At 74.2% G+C, this 23,341-nt stretch carries 26 protein-coding genes; 9 read left to right on the top strand and 17 right to left on the bottom strand.

Translation table 11 applies throughout. The features are described 5' to 3' along the window. Positions 1 to 11: 11 nt before the first annotated feature. From ACFU9E_RS29635 to ACFU9E_RS29615, 5 genes are all read left to right on the top strand, one after another. Entirely contained in the window at positions 12 to 1,619 is a 1,608-nt protein-coding gene (locus ACFU9E_RS29635; protein WP_380686829.1) for a TldD/PmbA family protein, read from the top strand. Next, a complete protein-coding gene (locus ACFU9E_RS29630; protein ID WP_380686831.1) occupies positions 1,619 to 3,025 on the top strand; it encodes a metallopeptidase TldD-related protein in 1,407 nt (468 codons plus the stop codon). Before ACFU9E_RS29635 ends, ACFU9E_RS29630 begins: the two co-directional genes overlap by 1 nt. Before the next feature lie 26 nt (positions 3,026 to 3,051). Continuing rightward, a complete protein-coding gene (locus ACFU9E_RS29625) occupies positions 3,052 to 3,600 on the top strand; it encodes an RNA 2'-phosphotransferase (protein WP_380686833.1) in 549 nt (182 codons plus the stop codon). 104 nt (positions 3,601 to 3,704) lie between these two features. Next, on the top strand, positions 3,705 to 4,094 hold the full coding sequence (locus ACFU9E_RS29620; RefSeq protein ID WP_380686835.1) for a DUF3099 domain-containing protein: 390 nt from the start codon (positions 3,705 to 3,707) through the stop codon (positions 4,092 to 4,094). Between the two features lie 258 nt (positions 4,095 to 4,352). Then, entirely contained in the window at positions 4,353 to 4,592 is a 240-nt protein-coding gene (locus ACFU9E_RS29615) for a hypothetical protein (protein ID WP_380686838.1), read from the top strand. Between the two features lie 61 nt (positions 4,593 to 4,653). Here ACFU9E_RS29615 and moaA read toward each other — a convergent pair whose 3' ends face one another. The 4 genes from moaA to ACFU9E_RS29595 all read right to left on the bottom strand — a co-directional run bounded on the left by moaA (position 4,654) and on the right by ACFU9E_RS29595 (position 9,004). After that, the gene (gene moaA / locus ACFU9E_RS29610; RefSeq protein WP_380684632.1) at positions 4,654 to 5,643 is read right to left on the bottom strand and encodes a GTP 3',8-cyclase MoaA; all 990 of its coding nucleotides are present in this window, start codon (positions 5,641 to 5,643) and stop codon (positions 4,654 to 4,656) included. A gap of 90 nt (positions 5,644 to 5,733) precedes the next feature. Then, complete coding sequence (locus ACFU9E_RS29605) at positions 5,734 to 7,344, bottom strand: cation acetate symporter (RefSeq protein WP_380684631.1); 1,611 nt, start codon at positions 7,342 to 7,344, stop codon at positions 5,734 to 5,736. Then, positions 7,341 to 7,697, bottom strand: a complete 357-nt coding sequence (locus tag ACFU9E_RS29600; RefSeq protein WP_380684630.1) for a DUF485 domain-containing protein — start codon at positions 7,695 to 7,697, stop codon at positions 7,341 to 7,343. The genes ACFU9E_RS29605 and ACFU9E_RS29600 overlap by 4 nt, the downstream gene beginning before the upstream one ends. 263 nt (positions 7,698 to 7,960) lie before the next feature. Further along, positions 7,961 to 9,004, bottom strand: coding sequence for a zinc-dependent alcohol dehydrogenase family protein (locus tag ACFU9E_RS29595; protein WP_380684629.1), 1,044 nt, complete (start codon positions 9,002 to 9,004; stop codon positions 7,961 to 7,963). Between the two features lie 183 nt (positions 9,005 to 9,187). Here ACFU9E_RS29595 and ACFU9E_RS29590 point away from each other — a divergent pair, with 183 nt between their 5' ends. Then, positions 9,188 to 10,186, top strand: a complete 999-nt coding sequence (locus ACFU9E_RS29590; protein ID WP_380684628.1) for a DEDDh family exonuclease — start codon at positions 9,188 to 9,190, stop codon at positions 10,184 to 10,186. A 31-nt stretch (positions 10,187 to 10,217) separates the two neighbouring features. After that, positions 10,218 to 11,015 (top strand): SURF1 family protein, encoded by a 798-nt coding sequence (locus tag ACFU9E_RS29585; protein ID WP_380684627.1) that lies wholly within the window; start codon positions 10,218 to 10,220, stop codon positions 11,013 to 11,015. A gap of 32 nt (positions 11,016 to 11,047) precedes the next feature. Here ACFU9E_RS29585 and trxA read toward each other — a convergent pair whose 3' ends face one another. Both trxA and ACFU9E_RS29575 read right to left on the bottom strand, forming a co-directional pair. Then, positions 11,048 to 11,380 carry a thioredoxin gene (gene trxA, locus ACFU9E_RS29580; protein WP_355374656.1) on the bottom strand — a complete coding sequence of 111 codons (333 nt, stop codon included), beginning with the start codon at positions 11,378 to 11,380 and terminating at the stop codon, positions 11,048 to 11,050. 3 nt (positions 11,381 to 11,383) lie between these two features. After that, entirely contained in the window at positions 11,384 to 11,827 is a 444-nt protein-coding gene (locus ACFU9E_RS29575) for a MerR family transcriptional regulator (RefSeq protein ID WP_380684626.1), read from the bottom strand. Positions 11,828 to 11,981: 154 nt separating this feature from the next. Here ACFU9E_RS29575 and ACFU9E_RS29570 point away from each other — a divergent pair, with 154 nt between their 5' ends. Continuing rightward, complete coding sequence (locus tag ACFU9E_RS29570; protein WP_380684625.1) at positions 11,982 to 12,755, top strand: SDR family oxidoreductase; 774 nt, start codon at positions 11,982 to 11,984, stop codon at positions 12,753 to 12,755. Between the two features lie 16 nt (positions 12,756 to 12,771). Here the strand turns inward: ACFU9E_RS29570 and ACFU9E_RS29565 are convergent, their stop codons facing one another. The 9 genes from ACFU9E_RS29565 to ACFU9E_RS29525 form a co-directional block, all read right to left on the bottom strand. Then, positions 12,772 to 13,416 carry an alkaline shock response membrane anchor protein AmaP gene (locus ACFU9E_RS29565; RefSeq protein ID WP_380684624.1) on the bottom strand — a complete coding sequence of 215 codons (645 nt, stop codon included), beginning with the start codon at positions 13,414 to 13,416 and terminating at the stop codon, positions 12,772 to 12,774. Continuing rightward, complete coding sequence (locus ACFU9E_RS29560) at positions 13,413 to 14,015, bottom strand: DUF6286 domain-containing protein (RefSeq protein ID WP_380684623.1); 603 nt, start codon at positions 14,013 to 14,015, stop codon at positions 13,413 to 13,415. Before ACFU9E_RS29560 ends, ACFU9E_RS29565 begins: the two co-directional genes overlap by 4 nt. Before the next feature lie 52 nt (positions 14,016 to 14,067). Then, positions 14,068 to 14,427: a hypothetical protein gene (locus tag ACFU9E_RS29555; protein WP_380684622.1), complete on the bottom strand. Its 360-nt coding sequence runs from the start codon at positions 14,425 to 14,427 to the stop codon at positions 14,068 to 14,070. Further along, complete coding sequence (locus ACFU9E_RS29550; RefSeq protein ID WP_355374673.1) at positions 14,427 to 14,618, bottom strand: hypothetical protein; 192 nt, start codon at positions 14,616 to 14,618, stop codon at positions 14,427 to 14,429. The genes ACFU9E_RS29555 and ACFU9E_RS29550 overlap by 1 nt, the downstream gene beginning before the upstream one ends. 40 nt (positions 14,619 to 14,658) lie before the next feature. Next, positions 14,659 to 15,174: an Asp23/Gls24 family envelope stress response protein gene (locus ACFU9E_RS29545; RefSeq protein WP_380684621.1), complete on the bottom strand. Its 516-nt coding sequence runs from the start codon at positions 15,172 to 15,174 to the stop codon at positions 14,659 to 14,661. Between the two features lie 164 nt (positions 15,175 to 15,338). Continuing rightward, entirely contained in the window at positions 15,339 to 16,145 is an 807-nt protein-coding gene (locus tag ACFU9E_RS29540) for an enoyl-CoA hydratase/isomerase family protein (protein WP_380684620.1), read from the bottom strand. A 232-nt stretch (positions 16,146 to 16,377) separates the two neighbouring features. After that, a complete protein-coding gene (locus tag ACFU9E_RS29535; RefSeq protein WP_350548483.1) occupies positions 16,378 to 16,611 on the bottom strand; it encodes a helix-turn-helix domain-containing protein in 234 nt (77 codons plus the stop codon). Positions 16,612 to 17,014: 403 nt separating this feature from the next. Further along, positions 17,015 to 18,613, bottom strand: a complete 1,599-nt coding sequence (locus ACFU9E_RS29530; RefSeq protein WP_355373543.1) for an ABC-F family ATP-binding cassette domain-containing protein — start codon at positions 18,611 to 18,613, stop codon at positions 17,015 to 17,017. A 206-nt stretch (positions 18,614 to 18,819) separates the two neighbouring features. Then, positions 18,820 to 19,752, bottom strand: a complete 933-nt coding sequence (locus tag ACFU9E_RS29525; RefSeq protein WP_380683593.1) for a hypothetical protein — start codon at positions 19,750 to 19,752, stop codon at positions 18,820 to 18,822. 376 nt (positions 19,753 to 20,128) lie between these two features. Between ACFU9E_RS29525 and ACFU9E_RS29520 the strand changes: the two genes are divergently transcribed. Further along, the gene (locus tag ACFU9E_RS29520) at positions 20,129 to 21,250 is read left to right on the top strand and encodes a glycoside hydrolase family 26 protein (protein WP_380683594.1); all 1,122 of its coding nucleotides are present in this window, start codon (positions 20,129 to 20,131) and stop codon (positions 21,248 to 21,250) included. Between the two features lie 20 nt (positions 21,251 to 21,270). Here the strand turns inward: ACFU9E_RS29520 and ACFU9E_RS29515 are convergent, their stop codons facing one another. Together ACFU9E_RS29515 and ACFU9E_RS29510 are read right to left on the bottom strand one after the other, a co-directional pair. Beyond that, positions 21,271 to 22,440 (bottom strand): GNAT family N-acetyltransferase, encoded by a 1,170-nt coding sequence (locus ACFU9E_RS29515; protein ID WP_380683595.1) that lies wholly within the window; start codon positions 22,438 to 22,440, stop codon positions 21,271 to 21,273. Next, positions 22,437 to 23,339 carry a hypothetical protein gene (locus ACFU9E_RS29510; protein ID WP_380683596.1) on the bottom strand — a complete coding sequence of 301 codons (903 nt, stop codon included), beginning with the start codon at positions 23,337 to 23,339 and terminating at the stop codon, positions 22,437 to 22,439. Before ACFU9E_RS29510 ends, ACFU9E_RS29515 begins: the two co-directional genes overlap by 4 nt. Positions 23,340 to 23,341: the final 2 nt, after the last annotated feature.

Here is a 23,341-nt window from a genome sequence, read left to right as displayed (position 1 = left end):
CAGGGAGCCCGATGCCTCCGCTGCCCCCGACCGCCACGCCCCCGTCCCACGGCGGCGTCCCGCGCGCCGTCGACCCGCTGTTCCTCGGCTATCCGCTGACCGCCCTCGCCGACGCGGCCCTCACCCGGGCCCGTGAACTCGGCGCCGGGCACGCGGACTTCCGCCTGGAGCGGGTCCGCAGCGCCTCCTGGCGGCTGCGCGACGCCCGCCCGGCCGGCACCTCCGACAGCGTCCAGCTCGGCTTCGCCGTGCGGGTGCTGCTGGACGGCGCCTGGGGCTTCGCCGCCGGCGTCGACCTCACCCCGGACGCGGCGGCCCGGGTGGCCGAGCAGGCCGTCGCGGTGGCCCGGCTGTCCGGTGGGATCAGCCGGGCGGCGGGCTCGACGGAGCGCGTCGAGCTGGCCGACGAGCCGGTGCACCGGGACGCCACCTGGGTCTCCGCGTACGAGGTGAACCCCTTCGAGGTGCCGGACGCCGAGAAGACCGCGCTGCTCTCCGAGTGGAGCGCCCGGCTGCTGGCCGCCGAGGGCGTCTCGCACGTCTCGGCGACCCTGCTGACCGTCCAGGAGAACAAGTTCTACGCGGACACCGCCGGCACCGTCACCACCCAGCAGCGGATCCGGCTGCACCCGGTGCTGGAGGCCAGCTCGGTGGACGGGCAGACCGGTGCCTTCGACTCGATGCGCACCCTGGCCCCGCCGGCCGGGCGCGGCTGGGAGTATCTGACGGGGGCGCGGGGGTCGTCCCCCGATGGACAGAGCCTGACCGGCACCGGCTGGGACTGGGACGCCGAGCTCGCCGAGCTGCCCGTCCACCTGGCCGAGAAGATGAAGGCGCCGAGCGTCCGGCCCGGCCGCTACGACCTGGTGATCGACCCGTCCAACCTCTGGCTGACCATCCACGAGTCGATCGGCCACGCCACCGAACTGGACCGCGCCCTCGGCTACGAGGCCGCCTACGCGGGCACCTCCTTCGCCACCTTCGACCGGCTCGGCTCACTGAAGTACGGCTCCGAGCTGATGCACGTCACCGGCGACCGCACCGCCGAGCACGGCCTGTCCACCGTCGGCTACGACGACGAGGGGGTGGCCGCGCAGTCCTGGGACCTCGTCAAGGACGGTGTGCTGGTCGGCTACCAGCTCGACCGCGCGATGGCCGGGCTCAAGGGCTTCGGGCGCTCCAACGGCTGCGCCTTCGCCGACTCCCCCGCGCACGTCCCGGTGCAGCGGATGGCCAATGTCTCGCTCCAGCCGGTCGCGGGCGGCCCGTCCACCGAGGGCCTGTTCTCGGGCGTCGAGAACGGCCTCTACATCGTCGGAGACCGTTCGTGGTCGATCGACATGCAGAGGTACAACTTCCAGTTCACCGGGCAACGGGCCTACGCCATCAAGAACGGCGAGCTCGCCGGCCAGGTCAAGGACTTCGCCTACCAGGCCACCACCACCGACTTCTGGGGCTCGATGGCGGCCGTCGGCGGCCCGCAGACCTATGTGCTCGGCGGCGCCTTCAACTGCGGCAAGGCGCAGCCCGGCCAGGTCGCCGCGGTCAGCCACGGCTGTCCCTCGGCGCTGTTCCGCAACGTCAACGTGCTCAACACCCAGCAGGAGGCGGGTCACTGATGACCGCGACGACGCAGCCCCACGAACTCGTCGAGCTGGCGCTCGGCCTCTCCCGCGCCGACGGCTGCGTGGTGATCGCCGACGAGGAGTCGAGCGCCAACCTGCGCTGGGCCGGCAACGCGCTCACCACCAACGGCGTCACCCGGGGCCGGCGGCTGACCGTGATCGCCACGGTGGCCGGTGCCGAGGGCACCGCCTCCGGCGTGGTCTCCCGCGAGGCCGTCGGACCGGAGGAGGTGGCCGAGCTGGTCCGGGCCGCCGAGGAGGCCGCCCGCGCGGCCGGCCCGGCCGAGGACGCGCAGCCGCTGGTCACCGTCGCCGAGCAGCCGAACTCGCCGCACTTCACCGAGCCGCCCGGGGAGACCTCGATCGAGGTGTTCGCGGAGTTCGGACCGGCCCTCGGCCGGGCCTTCGCCCGCGCCGCCGAGCAGGGCGAGCTGCTGTACGGCTTCGCCCGGCACGAGCTGGTCACCAGCTACCTGGGCAGCTCCACCGGCCTGCGGCTGCGCCACGACCAGCCGACCGGCACGGTCGAGCTGAACGCCAAGACCGCGGACCTGTCCGGCTCGGCCTGGACCGGCGCCGCCACCCGGGACTTCTCCGACGTGGACGTCACCGCCCTGCACGCCGAGGCGACCCGGCGGCTCGGCTGGGGCGAGCGCCGGATCGACCTGCCGGCCGGCCGCTACGAGACGCTGCTGCCGCCGTCCGCCGTCGCCGACCTCATGGTGTACCTGACCTGGTCGGCCGGCGGACGGGACGCCTTCGAGGGGCGCACCGTCTTCTCCCGCAAGGGAGGGGGCACCCGGATCGGCGACAAGCTCGCCGGGCTGCCGCTGACGCTGCGCTCCGACCCGCAGGAGCCGGGCCTGGAGTCCGCGCCGTTCGCGCTGGTGCACGCCAGCGAGGACGAGTCCTCGGTGTTCGACAACGGCCTGCCGCTGACCGCCACCGACTGGATCCGCGACGGCGAGCTGACCGCCCTGGTCAGCAGCCGCCACGCGGCGGCGCTGGGCGGGCTGCCGGTGCGCCCGGCGGTCGACAACCTCGTCCTGGAGACCGCCGACCAGGAGGCCGCGCCGACCCTGGAGGAGATGATCGCCCGTACCGAGCGCGGGCTGCTGCTCACCTGCCTCTGGTACATCCGCGAGGTGGACCCGGCGACCCTGCTGCTGACCGGTCTCACCCGGGACGGCGTCTATCTGGTGGAGAACGGCGAGGTGGTCGGCGCGGTCAACAACTTCCGCTTCAACGAGTCGCCGGTGGACCTGCTCGGCCGGATCACCGAGGTCGGCCGCACCGAGCGCTGCCTGCCGCGCGAGTGGAGCGACTGGTTCACCCGGACGGCGATGCCGCCGGTGCGGGTCCCGGGGTTCAACATGAGTTCGGTCAGCCAGGCCTCGTAGGGCCCGGTCGGGAGGGATCGAGAGGCGTGGACGAGAAGCGCACGGTCAGGACCAGCAAGATGCTGGCGCGCATCCTGCGGCACGACCCCGGCCGGGTCGGCGTCACCCTGGACCCGGCCGGATGGGTCCGGGTGGACGTGCTGCTCGGCGCGCTGGCGGCCCGGGGCACCCGGCTCACCAGGGCCGAGCTGGACCACGTGGTGGCGACCAACAACAAGCGCCGCTTCGCCTACTCGCCGGACGGCCTCTCGATCCGGGCCAGCCAGGGGCACACGGTGGCGGTCGACCTCGGTCTGGCCGCCACCGAGCCCCCGCCGGTGCTGTTCCACGGCACCGCGACCCGGAGCCTGGCGGCGATCCTCCGGGAGGGCCTGCGCCCGATGGCCCGGCAGGACGTCCACCTGTCGGCGGACGTCGAGACCGCCACCCGGGTCGGCGCCCGGCACGGCCGGCCGGTGGTGCTCCTGGTCGACGCGGCCGCGATGGCCGGGGCGGGACACGAGTTCCGGGTGAGCGCCAACGGGGTCTGGCTGACGGACGCGGTGCCTCCGCAGTACCTCTCCCAGGGCCGATAGGCGTACGCACGCGGCCCCGGTCTCGTCGTCGCCCCGCTCCCGGCGTACGGTGAGGAGGCCGCGCGACGAGGCGCGCGGGTGCGCGGACGAAGGCGGTTTGGGACATGGGCAAGAGCGCCGACGGCGGGCAGGTCTACCGGATCACGGGAGCCCGCAGCAGTCTCAGCGAGGACGTCCGCGGGCGCCAGCGCCGCTACGTGGCCTCGATGCTGCTGCGGACCGTCTGCGTGCTGCTCGCGGTGGTGCTGTGGGACGTCCAGCGGTGGCTGGCGTTCGTGGCGCTGGCGGGCGGGGTGCTGCTGCCGTACTTCGCGGTGCTGCTCGCCAACGCGGGCCGGGAGAAGGCCCCGGGCCTGCCGTCCACCTTCGACGTGCCGGCGACCACGCCGCTGATGCTGGGCCCCGGCGGCAGCGGACCTCAGGGGGCGGATGTGACGCAGGGTGCTGATGGGGCCGGGCGTATGCCCACCGATTCTTCACAGAGTCGGAACTGAGCGTCCGTTTTGCTCAGCTTTCCACCGATTGCCTGGGCGGAAAGCTCAAAAGAAGCTCAGATTAATCATGCAAGACCTCCCCATGCCCACCCCGCCCCGTGACATACTGCGTACGCGCTCCGCATCCCCCGTCGGAGCGACGGACCGACGCCGGGCGGCTCCCCCCGTGGCTGCCCGGCGTCGCCATGTGCGCGTGCCGGGGTGCGTGACAGACTGGCGGTGACGACCACCCCGCCGACCGCCCGAGGACGACCGCCGATGCTGCTCCCCGACGCCCCCCAGCCGCAGACCCCGATCTGCTCCGCGAAGGGCTGCCGCGCGGACGCCGTCTGGGAGTTGGTCTGGAACAACCCCAAGCTGCACACCCCGGACCGCCGCAAGACCTGGCTGGCCTGCGAGGAGCACCGCGAGCACCTCGCGCAGTTCCTCGGGGTGCGCGGCTTCCTCAAGGAGGTCCTGCCGTTCACCGGCCGGGGCGAGGGGACCCCCGGGGCCTGAGCCCCGGCCGACGCCGGCCCGCTCGCCGACCCGTCCCCCGGCCCGCTCGCCGGCCGGCGTCTCAGCCGCCGATGGCCGACATCGGACGACCCGGCTGGTGGAAGTCCGGCTGGTCGATGCCGGCGCCGGCCTTCTTGCCCCACATCGCCGCGCGCCACAGCGCGGCCAGTTCGGTGTCGTCCGCGCCGGAGCGCAGGGCGGTGCGCAGATCGGTCTCACCGGTGGCGAAGAGGCAGTTGCGGACCTGGCCGTCGGCGGTGAGCCGGGTGCGGTCGCAGGCGCGGCAGAACGGGCGGGTCACCGAGGCGATCACGCCGACCCGGCCGGGGCCGCCGTCCACCACCCAGCGCTCGGCGGGCGCCGCGCCGCGACGGTCCGAGGGCTCGGGGGTGAGGGTGAAGCGGGCGGACAGCCGCTCCAGGATCTCCTCGGCGGTGATCATCGCGGAGCGGTCCCAGCCGTGCTGGGCGTCCAGCGGCATCTGCTCGATGAACCGCAGTTCGTAGCCGCGCTCCAGGCACCAGCCGAGCAGGTCCGGCGCCTCGTGCTCGTTGACGCCGCGCATCAGCACCGCGTTGAGCTTCACCGGGACGAGCCCGGCGGCCTCGGCGGCGGCCAGGCCGGCCAGCACGTCGTGGTGGCGGCGGCGCCGGGTGAGGGCCTGGAAGGTGGACTCGTCCAGGGTGTCCAGCGAGACGTTGACCCGGTCCAGGCCGGCCGAGCGCAGCGCCGCCGCGGTGCGGGCGAGGCCGATGCCGTTGGTGGTGAGCGACAGCTCGGGGCGCGGGTCGAGGGCCGCGCAGGCCTCGACGATGCCGACCAGCCCGGGGCGCAGCAGCGGCTCCCCGCCGGTGAAGCGGACCTCCTGGACGCCGAGGTCGCGCACGGCGAGGGTCACCAGCCGGACGATCTCCTCGTCGGTGAGCAGCTCGGGCTTGGCCAGCCACTGCAGGCCCTCCTCGGGCATGCAGTAGGTGCAGCGCAGGTTGCACCGGTCGGTGAGGGAGACCCGCAGGTCGACGGCGCGGCGGCCGAAGGTGTCGAGCAGCACGGCGGTCCCTTCCCGAGTGAGGTGCCGCCAGGGCGGCCGGCCCGGCCTCCGTCACGGCGGGGCCGGGCCAGCTTAGTCACCGCCCGTCCGTCAGTGGGCGCCCAACCCGGTGAGCGAGCGCACCTCGAGTTCAGCGTACTTCGCCGGGTCGGCCGGGCGGCGGGAGAGCACGGTGCCGATCCAGCCGGCCAGGAAGCCGGCCGGGATGGAGACCAGGCCGGGGTTCTCCAGCGGGAACCAGTGGAAGTCGGAGTGCGGGAAGAGCGAGTTCTTGGCACCCGAGACCACCGGGGAGAAGACCACCAGCACCACCGCGGTGACCAGGCCGGTGTAGACCGAGCTGACCGCGCCGGCGGTGTTGAAGCGCTTCCAGAACAGCGAGTAGAGCAGGGTGGGCAGGTTCGCCGAGGCGGCCACCGCGAAGGCCAGGGCGACCAGGGCGGCGGTGTTGAGCTTGTCGGCGAACAGGCTGAGCACGATCGCCACCGCGCCGATCCCGGCGGCGGCCCACTTGGCGACCCGGACCTCCTCCCGCTCGGAGACCTTGCCGCGCCGGAAGACGTTGACGTAGAGGTCGTGGGCGAAGGAGGCCGAGGAGGCGAGGGTGAGTCCGGCGACGACGGCGAGGATGGTGGCGAAGGCGACCGCGGAGATCACCGCGAGCAGCACCGCGCCGCCGGTGGTGCCCGCGCCGCCGCCGAGCTGTTCGGCGAGCTGCGGGGCGGCGGTGTTGCCGGCCGCGTTGGCGGCCTTGATCGCCTTGGGGCCGACCAGCGCGGCGGCGCCGAAGCCGAGCGCGAGGGTCATCAGGTAGAAGCCGCCGATGATGCCGATGGCCCAGAGCACCGACTTCCGGGCGGCCTTGGCGGTGGGCACGGTGTAGAAGCGGACCAGGATGTGCGGCAGGCCCGCGGTGCCGAGCACCAGGGCCAGGCCGAGGCTGAGGAAGTCGAGCTTGCTGGTGCCGGTGGCGCCGTACTTCAGCCCCGGTTCGAGGAAGGCGTCGGCCTTGCCGCTGGCGTCGGCGGCGGCGCCGAGCAGGGCGGAGAGGTTGAAGTGGTACTTGGCCAGCACCAGGACGGTCATCAGCGCGGTGCCGGCGATCAGCAGCACCGCCTTGACGATCTGCACCCAGGTGGTGCCCTTCATGCCACCCATGGCGACGTAGAGGACCATCAGCGCGCCGACCGCGACGATCGTCCAGCGCTTGGCGCCGTCGCCGCTGACCCCGAGGAGCAGGGCGACCAGGCTGCCGGCGCCGACCATCTGGGCGAGCAGGTAGAAGATCGACACCACGATGGTGGAGATGCCGGCGGCGGTGCGCACCGGGCGCTGGCGCATCCGGAAGGCCAGCACGTCGGCCATGGTGTAGCGGCCGGAGTTGCGCAGCGGCTCGGCGACCAGCAGCAGTGCGACCAGCCAGGCGACCAGGAAGCCGATGGAGTAGAGGAAGCCGTCGTAGCCGAACAGCGCGATGGCGCCGGCGATGCCGAGGAAGGAGGCGGCGGACATGTAGTCGCCGGAGATGGCGAGGCCGTTCTGGAAGCCGGAGAAGGCCCGGCCGCCGGCGTAGAAGTCGGCGGCGTCCTTGGTCTGCCGTCCGGCCCAGACGGTGATGCCGAGGGTGGTGAGCACGAAGATCCCGAACAGGGTCATCGTGAGGCCGCGGTGGTCGGTGGCGGAGCTGGCGAGCAGGTTCATTCGGCGGCCTCCCGGGGCGCGTGGACGACCGCACCGCGCGCCTCGCGGATCGCGGCCGCGCCGGGGTCGATCCTCCGGTCGGCGTAGCGCGCGTACCAGGCGGCGATGGCGAAGGTCGTGGCGAACTGCAGCAGCCCGAGCACCAGGGCGACGTTGACGTGCCCGACGACCTTGGTGCCCATCAGGGCGGGGGCGTAGCCGGAGAGCAGCACGTAGAGCAGGTACCAGAGCACGAAACCGATGGTGACCGGGAACGCGAAGTTCCGGAACGAGCGCCGGAGGGTTCGGAACTCCTCGCTCTCCTCGATGAGTTGGGTTTCGCTGGGGGCGGTGTCGATCGGCGGCGATTCCACTCTGACTCCTCACTCCTTCGGCGTAGTGGTCGCACCAGTGGAAACGATCGAACGTGAGCGAAGTCACAGGTCCGATGCGCGCCGCGCAATGCTAGGAGGGCGAGGCGTCACCCGGAAGGGTTTGACCGTGTTCAGCCATTCGTTCGCTCCTTCGCAGTAGCCGATTGACCGAAAACCACCCGTCCGGGGTGGATCCGGGACATGGCGAAGGGGTGGCCCCGGTCAACCGGAGCCACCCCTGGTGGTGCGTCAACAGCGGTGCGTCAGAAAGCCACCCGTACCTTCAGCGCGGATCGGTCGTCCATCGCCCGGTAGCCGTCCGGGACGCCGTCGAGGTCCACCGTGCGGTCGAAGACCAGGCCCGGCTCGATGGCGCCGGACAGGACGTCCGGCAGCAGCTCGGGGATGTACGCGCGGGCCGGCGCGACCCCGCCGTTGAGCGACACGTTCCGGCCGAACATCTGACCGATGTCGACGCCGGCGCTGCCGCCGTGCGGCACACCCACGTAGCCGACGGCGCCGCCGTCCCGGGCGATCGACACGGCGGTGCGCATCGACTCCTCGGTGCCGACCGCCTCCAGCACGGCGTGCGCGCCCTGCCCGCCGGTCAGCTCGCGGACCGCCTCGATCGCCGCCTCGCCGCGCTCGGCGACCACGTCGGTCGCGCCGAAGCGGCGGGCCAGGTCGGTGCGCGCGGTGTGCCGGCCCAGCGCGATGATCCGCCCGGCGCCCAGCCGGTGGGCGGCCAGCACCCCGCACAGGCCCACCGCGCCGTCGCCGACCACCGCCACCGTGGCGCCCGGGCGCACCCGCGCCGAGACCGCCGCGTGGTGCCCGGTCGCCATCACGTCGGAGAGCGCCAGCAGCCCCGGCAGCAGCTTCTCGTCGCCCTGCGCCTCCTTGGGCAGCTTCACCAGGGTGCCGTCCGCGAACGGGACGCGCACCGCCTCGCCCTGCCCGCCGTCCGAGCCGACCTGGCCCCAGAAGCCGCCGTGCGGGCAGGAGGTCTGCAGCCCCTCGCGACAGAAGTCACACGTGCCGTCCGACCAGACGAACGGCGCCACCACCAGGTCGCCCGGCCGGAAGCCGCGCACCTCGGCGCCGGCCTCCTCCACCACCCCGAGGAACTCGTGCCCGATCCGCTGCCCGGCCACCCGCGCGGCGACCCCGCGGTACGCCCACAGGTCGCTGCCGCAGATGCAGGCGTTCACCACCCGCACCACCACGTCGGTCGGTTGCTGGACGACCGGGTCCGGCACCTCCTCGATCCGGATGTCGTTGGGACCGTGGATGACCGTGGCGCGCATGGGGGTTCGTCCTTACCAGAGGTGCCCGCACGGGTACCGCGGGCGACCGGAAAACAATCGACCAGATGTACGACGACTGCACCGTCCACTCTATTCCGGCCCGTCCGGGCCGACCTTCCGGACGACCCCCGTCACCGGCGAACCGCCGTCCGCGGTCACCGGCGGGCCTTATCCTGTTGGACCATGTACGCGATCCAGCCCGAGACCCCCGGCGCAGCACCCCGGACCGCCGCGGTCCCGGCCCAGCGCTCCGCCGCCCCCGCCGGCGGCTACGCGGTGGTGGACGTCGAGACCACCGGCCTCGGCCGCACGGACCGCGTCATCTCCGCCGGCGTCTACCGGCTGGACGAGGACGGCGACGTCGTCGACCACTGGTACACCCTGGTCAACCCGGAGCGCGACCCCGGCCCGGTCTGGATCCACGGCCTCACCGACGACCAGCTGGCCGGCGCGCCCACCTTCCCGCAGATCGCCGACGAGTTCGCCGAGCGGCTGCGCGGCCGGGTGATGGTCGCCCACAACGCGCTCTTCGACTGGAACATGATCTCCCGCGAGTTCTCCCGGGCCGGCCTGCACGCCCCGGTCGAGCAGCGGCTGTGCACCATGGTGCTGGCCCGCGACCTGCGGCTGCCGCTACCCAACGGCAAGCTGTCCTCGCTGGCCGCCTACTTCGGCGTCCACCAGCGGCAGGCGCACAACGCGCTGGACGACGCCCGGGTGCTCGCCGAGGCCTTCCGCCCCAGCCTCCACCTGGCCCGCTCGGGGGGCGTCCCGCTGCCGCTGCAGTCCTGCGTGGCCGTCACCGACCTCGGCGAGGACGCGCCCGCCTCCCCGGGCCGCGCCTCCTGGACCGGAGCCGCGTACCGGCAGGCCAGGAAGCGCCCGCCGTGCCCGTACCCGAACCCCGGACGCTGGGAGGACGGCAAGCCGCTGGTGCAGGGCATGCGGGTGGCGTTCACCGGCGACACCGCCACCGACCGCGAGCTGCTGGAGGACCGCGCCGTCGAGGCCGGACTGCACATCGCCACCTCGGTGAGCCGGCTCACCAGCCTGCTGGTCACCAACGAGCCGGACAGCTGGAGCGGCAAGGCCCGCAAGGCCCGCGAGGTCGGCACACCGGTGGTCGGCGAGGACGCCTTCCTCCAGCTGCTGCGCGAGGTCGCCCCGCACCCCGGTGGGTGAGCCGGTGGTGAGCAGGGCGTACGGTGCCCATGTGTACCGTTTTCTGCTCTCCCGGCGCTGGCTGATCACCCTGTTGATCGCCCTGCTGCTGATCCCCACGACCATCCGGCTGGGGTTCTGGCAGTTGCACCGCCACGAGGCGCGGGTGGACCGCAACGAGCTGATCGCCCGGTCCCTCACCGCCGAGCCCGTGCCGTTCGACACCCTGTCGGCCGCGCCCGGCTTCACCGTGCCCAAGGACCTCACCTGGCGCCCCGTGACGGCCACCGGACAGTACGACCCGGCGCACGAGTTCGTGGTCCGCAAGCGGACCGACTCCAGCGGGGACAAGATCGGCTACTTCGTGGTCACCCCGCTGGTGCTCGCCGACGGCAGGGGGAGCGTGCTGGTCAACCGCGGCTGGGTGCCCTCCGGCACCTCCGCCGCCGAGTACCCGGCCGTCCCGGCGGCACCGGCCGGCCAGGTCACCCTGACCGGCCGGCTGCGCGCCGACGAGGCCGCCTCCGGCAGCATCAAGGACCGGGCCGGCCTGCCGGACCGGCAGTTCAACCTGATCAGCAGCACCCAGCAGGCCAAGGAGAACGGCGCCGCCCTGCTCGGCGGCTACCTGGAGCTCACCGCCACCGAGCCGGCCCCGGCCGAGCAGCCCGAGCTGCTCCCCGAGCCCAACCACTCCGACATCGGCCCGCACATGGCGTACGCGATCCAGTGGTGGCTGTTCACCGCCCTGATCCCGGTCGGGTTCGCGGTGATGGCGCGCCGGGAGGCCAAGGACCGCCGCAAGGAGGCCGCCGAGGCCGAGGGCCTGGCGGTCGCCGTCCCCGCCTGATCCCTCCCCGGGGTCGGCTCCCCGGGGGACCGTCAGAGCACGTCGTCCAGGTCGCGCAGCAGCCGGGCCTTGGCCCGTGCCCCGACCACCGACTTCACCGGCTCGCCGCCGCGGAACACCATCAGCGTCGGCATCGACAGCACCCCGTACGCCGCCTGGGTCTGCGGATTGTGGTCGACGTCCAGGCTGACCACGGTCAGCCGGTGCGCCTCCTCCCGGGCCAGCTCCGCCAGCACCGGCGCCATCTGCCGGCACGGCGGGCACCAGTCCGCCGTGAAGTCCACCAGCACCGGCCCCTCGGCCGCCAGCACCTCGGCGGCGAAGGTCTCGTCCGTCACCGCCGCCACCCCTGCGATCTGCACCATGTCCTACCTCTCCCACGCGTCCCGGTCGTGGACCGCGGCTGCGGCCCACTCGCACTGCGGCGGCTCCGAGGCGGCCCCCGCGGCGAGCGCGTCGCGCTCCCGCTCGGCCCGGGCGTACTGCTCGGACACCCGGGTCCTGACCTCCTGGAGCCGGGCGATGCACTCGTCCAGCTCGGACAGCTTCCTCCGGTAGACCTCCAGCGAGGCCGGGCAGGAGTCGCCGTGCGGGTGCCCCGCCTGCAGGCACTCGACGAACGGCCTGGTCTCCTCCAGGCCGAAGCCGAAGTCCTGCAGGGTGCGGATCTGCCGCAGCAGCCGCAGGTCCGCCTCCCCGTAGGCGCGGTAGCCGTTGCCGGCCCGCCGGGCGGGCAGCAGCCCGAGCTGCTCGTAGTACCGCAGTGCCCGGGTGGTCGTCCCCGCCCGCTTCGCCAGTTCACCGATCCGCATGTCCGGACCCTGCCCTTCCGGCAGCCGTTCGAACGCCGCCGGGAACGACGGTAGACCTTGACGCGCACGTCAACGCCAGCGCCGGCGCACCGGGCCGGGCGCGCCGCGCGGGGCCCGCTGCCCAGCGCCCGGGCCGAAGCGGCAGGATGGCTCCATGGATCTTGGACTGCAGAACAAGGTGTACGTGGTCACCGGCGCGACCCGGGGCCTGGGCCTGGCCACCGCCCGTGAACTCGCCGCCGACGGTGCCCGGGTGCTGGTCACCGGCCGCAAGCCGGAGGCCGTGGAGGCGGCCGTCGCCGAACTCGCCGCCCTCGGCGGCGGAGCGGAGGCGGTGCACGGGCTGGTGGCCGACAACGCCGACCCGGCGACCGCCGAGCGGCTGGTCGCGACGGCCGTCGAGCGGTTCGGCCGGCTGGACGGCGTGCTGATCAGCGTCGGCGGACCGCAGGCCGGCCCGGTCGCCACCGCCCCCGAGGAGGCCTGGCGGGACGCCTTCGAGTCGGTCTTCCTGGGCGCCCTGCGGATCGCCCGCGCCGCCGCCGCGGCGCTCGGCGACGGCGGTGTGATCGGCTTCGTGCTCTCCGGCTCGGTCCGCCAGCCCATCGCGGGCCTCGGCATCTCCAACGGTCTGCGCCCGGGCCTGGCGATGGCCGCCAAGTCGCTCGCCGACGAACTCGGCCCGCGCGGCATCCGGGTGGTCGGCCTGCTGCCGGCCCGGATCGACACCGACCGGGTGCGCGAGCTTGACGCCCTCGGCGGCGACGTCGAGGCCGCCCGCGCCCGGCACAGCGCCGACATCCCGCTCGGCCGCTACGGCACCCCCGAGGAGTTCGGCAAGGTCGCCGCCTTCCTGCTCTCCCCCGCCGCCTCCTACCTCACCGGGGTGATGATCCCGGTGGACGGCGGCGCGCTGCGCGGCCTCTGAGCGGCGCCGGGCGGCGTCAGACCACCCGCGGCGGCCGGCCGCGGCGACGGTGGCGCCGCCCGGTGACCTCCGGGCGGGCCGCGATCACCCGGATCCGCAGGTCGGCGGGCAGGTCCGGCAGCCCCAGGCTGGTCAGCGCCCCGGCGCGCGGGCCGGTCTCGAAGTGCTCGGCGAGCGCGGCCGGATCACCGCCCGGGGTCATCCGGACGGCCGCCCGCAGCCGCGGGTGCCGCGCCCCGCGCACCAACCGGACGCCCACCCGCTCGACCTCGGGCAGCTCGACGGCGCCGCTCTCCACCGCCTCCTCCAGCGCCCTGGTACGCAGCCGCAGCCGCAGGCCCGGTGCCCCCGGTGTCGGCAGCACCACGGTCGTCGGACCGCTGCGGCGCAGCTGGGCCACCAGCCACCAGGCGGTGCCCGTGACCACCACGGCCAGCCCGGTGATCACCACCGGCCACCACCACGCCGAGCCGGCCCACCGGGTGCGCGAGCTGGCGCTCAGCACCGGCTGGTCGGGCGAGGTGAGCGGCCACCAGGACGGCGGGTCGACGCCGAGGTGCCCGTAGAGGTCGAGCCCGCCGGCCAGCACCAGCGCACCGGCCGCCAGCATCGCCAGCCCGACCACGCCCAGCAGCAGCCGGTTGACCGTTCCCCGGTTCACCCGGTGCCCCCGTCCGCCGCGGTGTCCGCCGTCGGCTTCGCCCGTCCTCGGCGGCCGGCCGTCCGCACCTCCAGCCGCAGCGGCCGGGCCAGGGTGACCGCCGCCAGCTCCTCGCGCAGCCGGCGCTGCACCGAGGCGGCATCGGCGGGACCGACGAGCCTGACCCGCACCCGGCGCCGGCCGACCCGCACCCGCAGGTGCTCGACGCCCGGCAGCCCGGCGGCCCGGTCGGCCAGCAGGGCGGCCACCCCGGAGCGGTCGATCGCCGCCGCGGTGTCCCCGTGCGGGCGCAGCGGCAGCCAGCGGCCCAGGCCGGGCGCGAGGGCGAGCCACAGCAGCCAACCGCCGAGCAGCACGCCCGCGCCGGCGCCGAGCAGCACGGCCGGGTCGTCCAGGTGCCGGGTGGCCAGCTCGTCGGCCAGCTCCGCCCGCCACTGCCGGGCCCGGTGCCCGGTCCGGACGGCGATCACGTCGTACAGCAGCGCCCCGGCCAGCACCAGCAGCACGGTGGCCACCACGGCGGCCGCCGTGGTCCGCAGCGCCCGTGGCCGCCGCGCCTTCCCCACCCCCGCCTCGGAGCCGCCCTCCCCCGCGCTCACCACACCCCCTCCGCCACCCACGCGACCCGCACCCCCGCACCCACCCGCGCCCTCACCGGGCGGCCTCCGCCACCAACCGCTCGACCACCACCACAACCTCCCCCACCCGGGCGCCGGTCATGGTGCGGATGTCGGCGGCGACGCGGTCACGGACGGCGCGGGCGAGGGCGGCGAGGTCGGCCGGGAAGGGGAGGTCGACCGAGACCCGGACGGTGACGGGGCTGCTCGGGGTGGCGGGGCCGGTGACCGAGACCTTCGGCGGGCCGCCGCGCACGGTCCGGTCGTGCCAGGCGTCGGCGAGCGCCTCGCGGGCGGCGCGGGCGGCGATCCGGGCGTGGACGCGGTCGGCGATCCGCAGCCGGCCACGGGCGCCGGGCTCCCGGTGGGCGGACGCCGGGACGAGGGCCGCCATCAGCGGCGCCGGTCGCGGCCGCGCAGCAGGTCGCCGAGCTCGCCGGGTTCGATGTCGCCCTCCAGTAGCCGGCCGACCACGAATCCGACCACCCCGAGCGCCGCCACCAGCAGAAACGCCGCGAAGCCGCCGAAGTACCCCGCGAACCCGAGGGCCATGCCCACCACCAGGCCGACGATGGCCAGGCTCATCCGTTCCACCTCGTCTTCCACCGCCGACCGTTCTTCCCGGCTACTTCAGCTTGGGCCGCTGCCCGGAGGAGGGCTCCTCCTCTTCCTCCTCCTCGACGTCGGGCTCGTCGGGCAGGTGGACGTCGTTGACGGCGATGTTGACCTCGACGACTTCCAGCCCGGTCATCCGCTCGACCGCGTCGATGATGTTCTCCCGCACCTGGCGGGCGAGTTCGGGGATGACGACGCCGTACTCGACGACCAGCGCGATGTCGATGGCGGTCTGCTTCTCCCCCACCTCGGCCTTGATGCCGCGCCCGACGCTGCCGCGCCCGCCGGGCACCCGGTCCCGCATCGCGCCGAAGGTGCGGGCGAGGCCGGAGCCGAGGGCGTGGATGCCGCTGATCTCGCGCGCGGCCATCCCGGCGATCTTCTCGACCACGCCGACCGCCAGGGCGGTGCGACCGCGCTCGCCGACCGCGTGCCCGGCCTCCGAGCTCGCCGGGGAGGCGGGGGCGGCGGCGTGGGCGTGCGGGGCGTTCTTGTGCAGGGTGGCGGGCGTCGGAGTGTCAGGCATGGCTCATCTCCCGTCGTGCGGCTCCAGCTATATCCCAAATCGCTCCAACTCTGGCATTTCGCCACGAATCCCGCCCCCGGAGCAGCCGGAAGCGCGAACGCCGGGAGGCCCGGCCCGATGGGTGTTCCCCATGGGACCGGGCCTCCCGGCGCGGCGGCGGGCGGTCAGTCGCCGAGGCCGGCGAGGTCGCGCAGCCGGCGGGCCTGCGCCGCCCGTTCGGCCGAACGCTGCTCGTCGTAGGAGCGGCCGGCGGCGCCCTGCAGCAGCGCCTTGGTCTCGATGACCGCGTTGCGCGGGGCGGCGAGCAGGGCGGCGGCGAGGTCGCGGGCGGCGGCGTCCAGCTCGGCGGCCGGGACGGCGAGGTTGGCCAGGCCGATCGCGGTGGCCTCCTCGGCGCCGACCCAGCGACCGGTGGCACAGATCTCCAGCGCCCTGGCGTAGCCGACGAGTTCGGTCAGCGGCTTGGTGCCGGCGAGGTCGGGGACGAGGCCGAGCGAGGTCTCCTTCATGGAGAACTGGACGTCCTCGGCGACCACCCGCAGGTCGCAGCCGAGGGCGAGCTGGAAGCCGGCGCCGACGGCGTGCCCCTGGACGGCGGCGACGGTGAGCACGTCGGGGCGGCGCCACCAGGTGAAGGCCTCCTGGTAGCCGGCGATGGTCTCGTCGAGCTCCTTGTCACCGGCGGCGGCCAGCTGCAGGAAGCTGGGCTCGCCGGGGATGCCCTCGGGGGTGAACATCGCGCGGTCGAGGCCGGCGGAGAAGGAGACGCCCTCGGCGCGGAGCAGCACCACCCGGACGGTTCCGGGCAGCTCGCGGCCGATGGCGGCGAGGGCGCGCCACAGGGCGGGCGACTGGGCGTTGCGCCGCTTGGGCTGACAGAGGGTGACGACGGCGAGTTCGCCGTCGATCTCCAGGCGGACGCCGTCCTGCTCCCGGTGCGGGGTCTGCGGATCGGTGGCGGGAGCGGTCATGCGGGAACCTCCGGTGGCGAGGGTGCGTGGCTACCGGAGAGTAACAAAACTGGCGGCGCGACGGCAGGGGGTGGCCGCCAGGCACCTCGCGGCGACGGGCGGCCGGGTCTGCGCTCGGTCGCGGCATGACGATCGGCGGCCGGTTCGCCCGGGCCGGGGGCGGACGATCAACGGTCGTCCCCCCGGTCGGCGCCCTGCCGCCGAGTCATCCGTCCGATTGATTGACGGAGCGTCAGGAACCAGCTCCAGCAGGAGCTTTGTTCTTGCCCCGCGTGGCACCGCCGCGGCCCCGGAGAATCACCCCGGACTCGCTCAGCATGCGGTGCACGAAGCCGTAGGAACGACCGGTCTCCTCCGCGAGGGCGCGAATGCTCGCCCCGGAGTCGTACTTCCTCTTGAGATCGGCCGCGAGCTTCTCACGCGCGGCACCGGTCACCCGGCTGCCCTTTTTCAGAGTCTCGGCCACCCGTGCCTCCTCGTAGCGTTGCTCGGTCAGATTCCCATGATCACCCATCCACCGCGTCCTGGCCACCCATTCGACAAGGTCCATGTCCGCAACGGGCGGTCCTGCGGTGGTGATCCGAGCGCACAAGGGCGCTCACGCTGAGTGCACGCCCCCGGGGGCGCACCGCCGTTCGACGCGAAAGGGCTGATCAGCAGCGTGAGTCCGGCCACGATCGGGTGGTGGGCCGACGGAAGCTCCTCAAACGGAATGCGGGACCTCTTCATTCCCAGACACGCCGAAAGGACTAGTTTTTCTGGCCCAAAAAACGGAGGGCACGTCTACGGCCGGCCGGGCGGGAAGCCGGAGGCCCGGTCGTCCGTACGGACGACCGGGCCCCGGGAGAGCGCGATCAGGCCAGGCGGGCTCAGGCCAGCGTGACCAGGTCGGCGTAGGCCGGGCTCCAGAGGTCCTCGACACCGTCCGGGAGCAGGATGATCCGCTCCGGCTGGAGCGCGTCGACCGCGCCCTCGTCGTGGGTGACCAGCACGACCGCGCCGGAGAACTCGTGCAGCGCGCCGAGGATCTCCTCGCGGCTGGCCGGGTCCAGGTTGTTGGTCGGCTCGTCCAGCAGCAGCACATTGGCGCTGGAGACCACCAGGGTGGCCAGCGCGAGCCGGGTCTTCTCGCCGCCGGAGAGCACCCCGGCCGGCTTGTCGACGTCGTCCCCGGAGAACAGGAAGGAACCGAGGATCTTGCGGACCTGGACGAGGTCCATGTCCGGCGCCGCCGAACGCATGTTCTCCAGGACCGTGCGCTCCGCGTCCAGGGTCTCGTGCTCCTGGGCGTAGTAGCCGATCTTCAGGCCGTGGCCCGGGATCACCTCGCCGGTGTCCGGCTTCTCGACCCCGGCCAGCATCCGCAGCAGGGTGGTCTTGCCCGCGCCGTTGAGGCCCAGCACGACGACCCGCGAACCGCGGTCGATCGCCAGGTCCACACCGGCGAAGATCTCCAGCGAGCCGTAGGACTTGGACAGGTCGCTGGCGGTCAGCGGGGTCTTGCCGCACGGCGCCGGGTCCGGGAAGCGCAGCTTGGCGACCTTGTCGTTGGCCCGCACCGTCTCCAGACCGGACAGCAGCTTCTCCGCCCGGCGGGCCATGTTCTGCGCGGCCACCGTCTTGGTCGCCTTGGCGCGCATCTTGTCCGCCTGCGCGTTCAGCGTGGCGGCCTTCTTCTCGGCGTTGGCCCGCTCGCGCTTGCGGCGCTTCTCGTCGTCCTCGCGCTGCTGCTGGTACTGCTTCCAGCCCATGTTGTAGACGTCGATGGCGGAGCGGTTGGCGTCCAGGTAGAAGACCTTGTTGACGACCGTCTCGACCAGGTCGACGTCGTGCGAGATGACGATGAAGCCGCCCTTGTAGGTCTTCAGGAAGTCCCGCAGCCAGGCGATCGAGTCGGCGTCGAGGTGGTTGGTCGGCTCGTCGAGCAGCAGCACGTCGGAGTCCGAGAACAGGATCCGGGCCAGCTCGACGCGGCGGCGCTGACCACCGGAGAGGGTGTGCAGCTGCTGGTTGAGGATGCGGTCCGGCAGGCCCAGCGCGGCGGCGATGGTGGCGGCCTCGGCCTCGGCGGCGTACCCGCCCTTGGTGAGGAACTCGGTCTCCAGGCGCGCGTACTTCTTCATCGCGTTGTCGCGGGTGGCGCCCTTGCCGTTCGCCATCCGCTCCTCGTTCTCGCGCATCTTGCGCAGCACGCTGTCCAGGCCGCGGGCGGAGAGGATGCGGTCCTTGGCGAGCACGTCGAGGTCGCCGGTGCGCGGGTCCTGCGGCAGGTAGCCGACCTCGCCCGAGCGGGTCACCGTGCCCGCCGCCGGGATGCCCTCGCCGGCCAGCACCTTGGTGAGCGTGGTCTTCCCGGCGCCGTTGCGCCCGACCAGGCCGATCCGGTCACCGGGGGCGACCTTGAAGCTCGCGGACTCGATCAGGATCCGGGCGCCGGCACGCAGTTCGAGGCCGTTGGCGGAAATCATGGCTGGGTACTACTCCTGGGACGTGGGCGGGCGACCGGACGGGTCCGGACCCGGGACGGGAAGGGGGTCGTCGACGGGGCTCTGCGGGAACCGCGCGGGGGGCGGCGCCGCTCGCCCGTCATGCCCCGGAGAAATCAGCCATGACGGCAAGTCTAGCGGGCCGCGCGAGCGACCCCGGAGAATCACCCGACCGGGGTACCCCGCGACTACTGCTCCCGGGCCTCCCGCGCCGTGTCCCCGGCGCAGCCGGTGACCGGACGGACGGCCGCGAACGGCTCGGCCGCGCTGCCGCAGGCCGCCTCGGGCGCCGCCGCCCAGGTGTCGAAGACCTTGGGCGTGACGATCGGCCCGTCCGAGATCAGCACCCGGCGGCCGTCCAACGCCTTCATCGACGCCCCCGGACCTGCGTTGAGCTGCCAGCCGGTGCTGTCCAGCCGGTAGCCGGAGATCCCCCCGGAGACCGGCTGCCCGCTGCCGTTGACGCAGTTGCGCGGCACCAGCACCGCGTAGTCGGTGGCCACCGTGCCCACCGGGTCGTAGACGCAGCTGCCGGGCGGCTTGGAGTTGTAGCGAAGGTCACCGTCGGCGTCCCGGAAACCCATCGTCAGCTCCGGTGTGACCACCGCCACCCAGGGCGTGGACTCCCGGACGGTGCGCAGCGAGGCCGCGGCCCGCTCGGTGGCCAGCTGCTTGCGCTGCTCCTCGGTGCGCTTGTCGGCGCCGGGCTCGCCCGCGCCGCGCAGCCAGTCGGCCAGCCCGGGCACCGCGCGGTGCCAGCGCACCTGCTGGTCGCCCGGTCGCACCGAGGTGACCAGGCCGTCGTCCCAGACCACCACGGCGTTCTCCCCGGCCATCGAGAGGTAGAGCGCGGTGGCGCCCTCCCGGTGGTAGGACCAGGCGTGCTCGCCGGTGTCCCGGTGGTACGCCTCCAGGCCCGGGCCCACCCGCAGGTCCAGGGCGGCCGCGTCCAGGGAGGCGGTGGGGTCCGCGCTCGCGTCCGCGGTGCCCTTGGCGGCCACCCGGTCGCCGAACGGGACCGGCTTGTTGGCGTGCGCGGCGGCGCCCGCCACAAGGACCACCAGCACCGCCAGGGCAGGGAGGATCGATCGGGGGCTGAGGGCGCGCGACTTCCAGGACACGGGCGGAGCGTACCTTTCGCCGCCCGCGCGAGTCAGCCGGACTTTCCCGTAGGGCCGAACGGCCGAACCCCGTCCGCCGGTTCCCCGCGCCCCGCGCGCGACCGCCCGGCGACCTGCGCCGTCGGGCCCCCTCCGGCCGCCGCGGGCCCGGGAGAAAGGCTCCGCGGTAGGGCTCCCAGGGCCGCGAGGACCGTTACGGAGGTGATACACGGCACACGGCGAGGACGTTCGAATATCGCCCACTTTAGGGTGACATCCGGCATTTCCTCGCCCGGGCGGCCTACTGTCGGCGACGAGGCCGGCACCGTGCGTGCCCCTCCCCGCCCTGCTCCGCCCAGCCCGTGGCACCGTCCGGGGCGCCGCCCGAGGAGACACCATGCGATTCGGCCGCCTGGCGCTCGCCGCCGCCACCCTGCTGCTGCTCACCACCGCCAGCGTCCCGGCCGGGACACCACTGGGCCAGACCGAGCGGCACGCCCTCTCCTCCGACGCCATCGCGCCGCGCGGCGCGGCACCCCGCCCGCCGGTCCAGCGTCCGGCGCACGAGCCGCCGTTCGGGGCCTTCGTCGGTTCCTGGGACAGCTACATCCCGCAGATCGGCCGGTACGCGCAGTGGCTGGGCGACGCCAACCTCCAGGTCGGCCACACCTATCTGGCGGGCAACGGCTGGGCGGACATCGAGGGCGAGCCGGCGGTGCTCGCCATGTGGTCGCAGTGGCGGCAGACCGACCCGTCCCGGATGCTCGTGCTCGGCGTGCCGATGCTGGTGCCGAACGAGGCCGAGGTGCCGGACGGCGAGGTGGCCCGGCTGCTCGGCCAGGGCGCCCGCGGCGACTACGACCGGCACTTCCTCACCCTCGCCCGGCGGCTGGTCGCCCTCGGCGGCGCGGACACCGTGATCACCCTCGGCTGGGAGATGAACGGCGTCACCTACACCCACCGCTGCAAGCCCGACCCGACCGCCTGGAAGACCTACTGGCGGCGGATCGTCACGGTGATGCGCTCGGTGCCCGGGCAGCGCTTCCGCTTCGACTTCGCGCCCAACCGCGGGCTGGACGCGATCCCGTGGACCAAGTGCTACCCGGGTGACGACATGGTCGACATCATCGGCATGGACAACTACGACCAGCCGGCCGGCGGCACCTTCGACGACTACGTGCGCGAGCCGTACGGGCTGCAGGACCAGGTCGAGTTCGCGGCCAAGCGCGGCAAGCCGGTCTCGTACCCGGAGTGGGGGCTGTTCCGCAACGGGGACAACCCGGAGTTCGTACAGCGGATGGTGGAGTGGATCCGCACCCACGACACCGCGTACCAGACCGTCACCGACTACTGTCCGCACGGCTTCTGGCAGTGCGACCGCAACCCGCGCTCCAGCGCCCGTTTCCGGCAGCTGATGACGGGCTCGCAGGGCGCCCCGGAGCCGGCCCTGCCGACGGCTCCCACCGCCCCCACCGCGCCGGCCGCCCCCGCCGCGCCGGTGTTGCCCGGGCGGCGGTAGCGGGGGCGGGGCGGACGGCGTCAGCCGCGGCGACGGGCGGCGAGCGCCTCCTTGAGCCGCGGCGCCCGGGTGGCGAGCAGCCGCACCGCCACCCGCCGGGCGCGCACCGCCCCGCTGCGGGCCGCGGCCGCCGGGGCCGCGCCGCGCGGGCCGAACAGCAGCCGCTGGTTGGGCAGCTGGTCCGGACGCCAGCGCTGCTTGTACGGCTCCTGACCGCGCAGCAGGCTTATCACCGGGATCCCGGCGCCGAGCGTCTCGTCCAGCGCGGCACCGAACAGCAGGCCCGCGATGTCCAGCCGCTCCCGCAGCCCCGGGTGCGCGCCGTAGAGGTAGAGGCCGCTGAAGGACGGGCAGAGCAGCACCAGGTCGACGGCGACCAGTTCGCCGTCCAGCCAGAACCGGTGGACGGCCGCGCGGCCGGTGGCGACCAGCCCGGTGGTGGACTCGGCCAGGTGGCGGCGGAACCGCTCGGTGCGGTGCTCCGGGGTGACGCCGCGTTCCTGCCACTGCAGGAAGTGCAGCCGCAGCAGCGCGTCCAGCGCCTCCGGCACCTCCTCCGGGCCCGTCGCCCGCACCTCGACGCCCGCCTCGGCGATCTTGCGCAGCTTGACCCGGCTGCGCTGGGCGGTCTTGCCCGGGACCCGCTTGAGCAGCTGGTCCATCGGGGCGGCCGGCAGGTACTGGCAGAGCGAGTCGGTGAACCGGCTGCGCCGGCCGCGCCACTGCTCGAAGACCCGCTGGACGGCGGCCTCCGGGCGCACCTCGCGCAGCTCCAGGCTGTGCCACGGCCGGTTGAGCGGGAGGGCCGCGGCGAACTCGGCCGCGGCGCGCTCGGCGCAGTCGTCGTCGAGCAGGACGTCGGTGAAGTCGATCAGCCCGGCGCCCAGGCCGGTCAGACCGCCGAACGGGCCGCCGCGCCGGCGGAAGGCGCCCGCGCCGACCAGCCGGCCGTCCCGGCGCACCAGCACCACCAGCAGGGCGCCGGGGCTGCCGTACTGGCGCCACCAGGAGCACTGCCAGACGGCGGACTGGAAGAAGGTGGCCGTTGCGCAGCGGGCGACCAGGTCGTCCCACTCCTCGGCCAGGGAGTCGAGGGCGTCGTCCTCGCGGCGCAGCTCGATGGTCCAGCGGGCGGCGGCGCGGGGCTGGGCGGGGAGGCCGGTGGCGGAGGTGACGGCCCCGGTGCTCATCGCCCGCTCCGGGCGGGCGCCTTGGCCTTGGCGGGCTCCGGGGCGGCGGGCTCGGGCACCGCAGGATCGGACGCCGCGGCGGGCTCGGACACCGCGGGCGCGGACTTGGCCGACGCGGACTTGGCGGGCTCGGGCACCGCGGGCGCGGACTTCACGGCCCTGGGCTTCGCCTGCTCGGGCTCGGGAGCGGCCACGGGGGCCGGCTCGGCGGCGCGCGGACGCGGGGCGGTCGCGGCGGGCTCGGACGGCTCGACGGGCGCGGCCGTCGCGACCGGCGTGGCGGACTCGGCGGACTCGGCGGGCGCGACGGACTCGCCGGGCGCTTCCCCGTCGGCGGACGCGGTGTTCCGGCGGCGGGTCATCATCACCAGCGCCCCGATCAGCACCCCGGCCGCGCCGCCGACCGCGACGTCCAGCCTGCCCGAGGGCGTGGTCGGCTTGGCGGGCTCCGCGGCGGCGGCCAGCGGGACCAGCCGCACGCCGCTCTCCCGGCTGCTGTTGTTGGCGAAGGCGACCAGCGAGCGGGCCACCGCGTCCGCCGCCCGGACGGCCTCCTCCGGCCGGGGTCCGGTCCCGGTGATCTCGATCATCGGGGCGTCCGGCGAGGTGGTGCCGTGCACCAGGGACTGCAGCTTGCCCAGCCCGTGCCCGGTCTCGGCGGCGGCCGCCGCGAGCACCTGCGGCTGGCCGGCCAGCCGACCGTACGCCTGTGCGAAGCTCACCGCGGTGGTGCCCTCGCCCTGGGTCTCGGGCACCACGATCACATAGGAGTTGGCGGCGTACGAGGGGTGGGCGACGAGGGCGTACCCGGCGCCGGCGACGGCGCCCAGTGGCACCGCGAGGGCCACCGGCCACCAGCGGCCGACCAGCCGGCGGGCACTTCTGATCGCTTCGGTCATGG

Origin of the sequence: Kitasatospora sp. NPDC057595 (assembly GCF_042800875.1) — a bacterium.
In the GTDB taxonomy this organism is placed as follows: Bacteria; Actinomycetota; Actinomycetes; order Streptomycetales; family Streptomycetaceae; genus Kitasatospora.
The sequence above is the reverse complement of the archived record's forward strand: the minus strand, read 5'-3'. Positions and strand labels throughout refer to the sequence as shown.

Coding starts and splice junctions, on each gene's coding strand:
- ACFU9E_RS29635 (WP_380686829.1), top strand. CDS start 12: ATGCCTCCGCTGCCCCCGACCGCCACGCCCCCGTCCCACGGCGGCGTC.
- ACFU9E_RS29630 (WP_380686831.1), top strand. CDS start 1,619: ATGACCGCGACGACGCAGCCCCACGAACTCGTCGAGCTGGCGCTCGGC.
- ACFU9E_RS29620 (WP_380686835.1), top strand. CDS start 3,705: ATGGGCAAGAGCGCCGACGGCGGGCAGGTCTACCGGATCACGGGAGCC.
- ACFU9E_RS29615 (WP_380686838.1), top strand. CDS start 4,353: ATGCTGCTCCCCGACGCCCCCCAGCCGCAGACCCCGATCTGCTCCGCG.
- ACFU9E_RS29605 (WP_380684631.1), bottom strand. CDS start 7,344: ATGAACCTGCTCGCCAGCTCCGCCACCGACCACCGCGGCCTCACGATG.
- ACFU9E_RS29595 (WP_380684629.1), bottom strand. CDS start 9,004: ATGCGCGCCACGGTCATCCACGGTCCCAACGACATCCGGATCGAGGAG.
- ACFU9E_RS29590 (WP_380684628.1), top strand. CDS start 9,188: ATGTACGCGATCCAGCCCGAGACCCCCGGCGCAGCACCCCGGACCGCC.
- trxA (WP_355374656.1), bottom strand. CDS start 11,380: ATGGTGCAGATCGCAGGGGTGGCGGCGGTGACGGACGAGACCTTCGCC.
- ACFU9E_RS29575 (WP_380684626.1), bottom strand. CDS start 11,827: ATGCGGATCGGTGAACTGGCGAAGCGGGCGGGGACGACCACCCGGGCA.
- ACFU9E_RS29570 (WP_380684625.1), top strand. CDS start 11,982: ATGGATCTTGGACTGCAGAACAAGGTGTACGTGGTCACCGGCGCGACC.
- ACFU9E_RS29555 (WP_380684622.1), bottom strand. CDS start 14,427: ATGGCGGCCCTCGTCCCGGCGTCCGCCCACCGGGAGCCCGGCGCCCGT.
- ACFU9E_RS29550 (WP_355374673.1), bottom strand. CDS start 14,618: ATGAGCCTGGCCATCGTCGGCCTGGTGGTGGGCATGGCCCTCGGGTTC.
- ACFU9E_RS29545 (WP_380684621.1), bottom strand. CDS start 15,174: ATGCCTGACACTCCGACGCCCGCCACCCTGCACAAGAACGCCCCGCAC.
- ACFU9E_RS29540 (WP_380684620.1), bottom strand. CDS start 16,145: ATGACCGCTCCCGCCACCGATCCGCAGACCCCGCACCGGGAGCAGGAC.
- ACFU9E_RS29530 (WP_355373543.1), bottom strand. CDS start 18,613: ATGATTTCCGCCAACGGCCTCGAACTGCGTGCCGGCGCCCGGATCCTG.
- ACFU9E_RS29520 (WP_380683594.1), top strand. CDS start 20,129: ATGCGATTCGGCCGCCTGGCGCTCGCCGCCGCCACCCTGCTGCTGCTC.
- ACFU9E_RS29515 (WP_380683595.1), bottom strand. CDS start 22,440: ATGAGCACCGGGGCCGTCACCTCCGCCACCGGCCTCCCCGCCCAGCCC.
- ACFU9E_RS29510 (WP_380683596.1), bottom strand. CDS start 23,339: ATGACCGAAGCGATCAGAAGTGCCCGCCGGCTGGTCGGCCGCTGGTGG.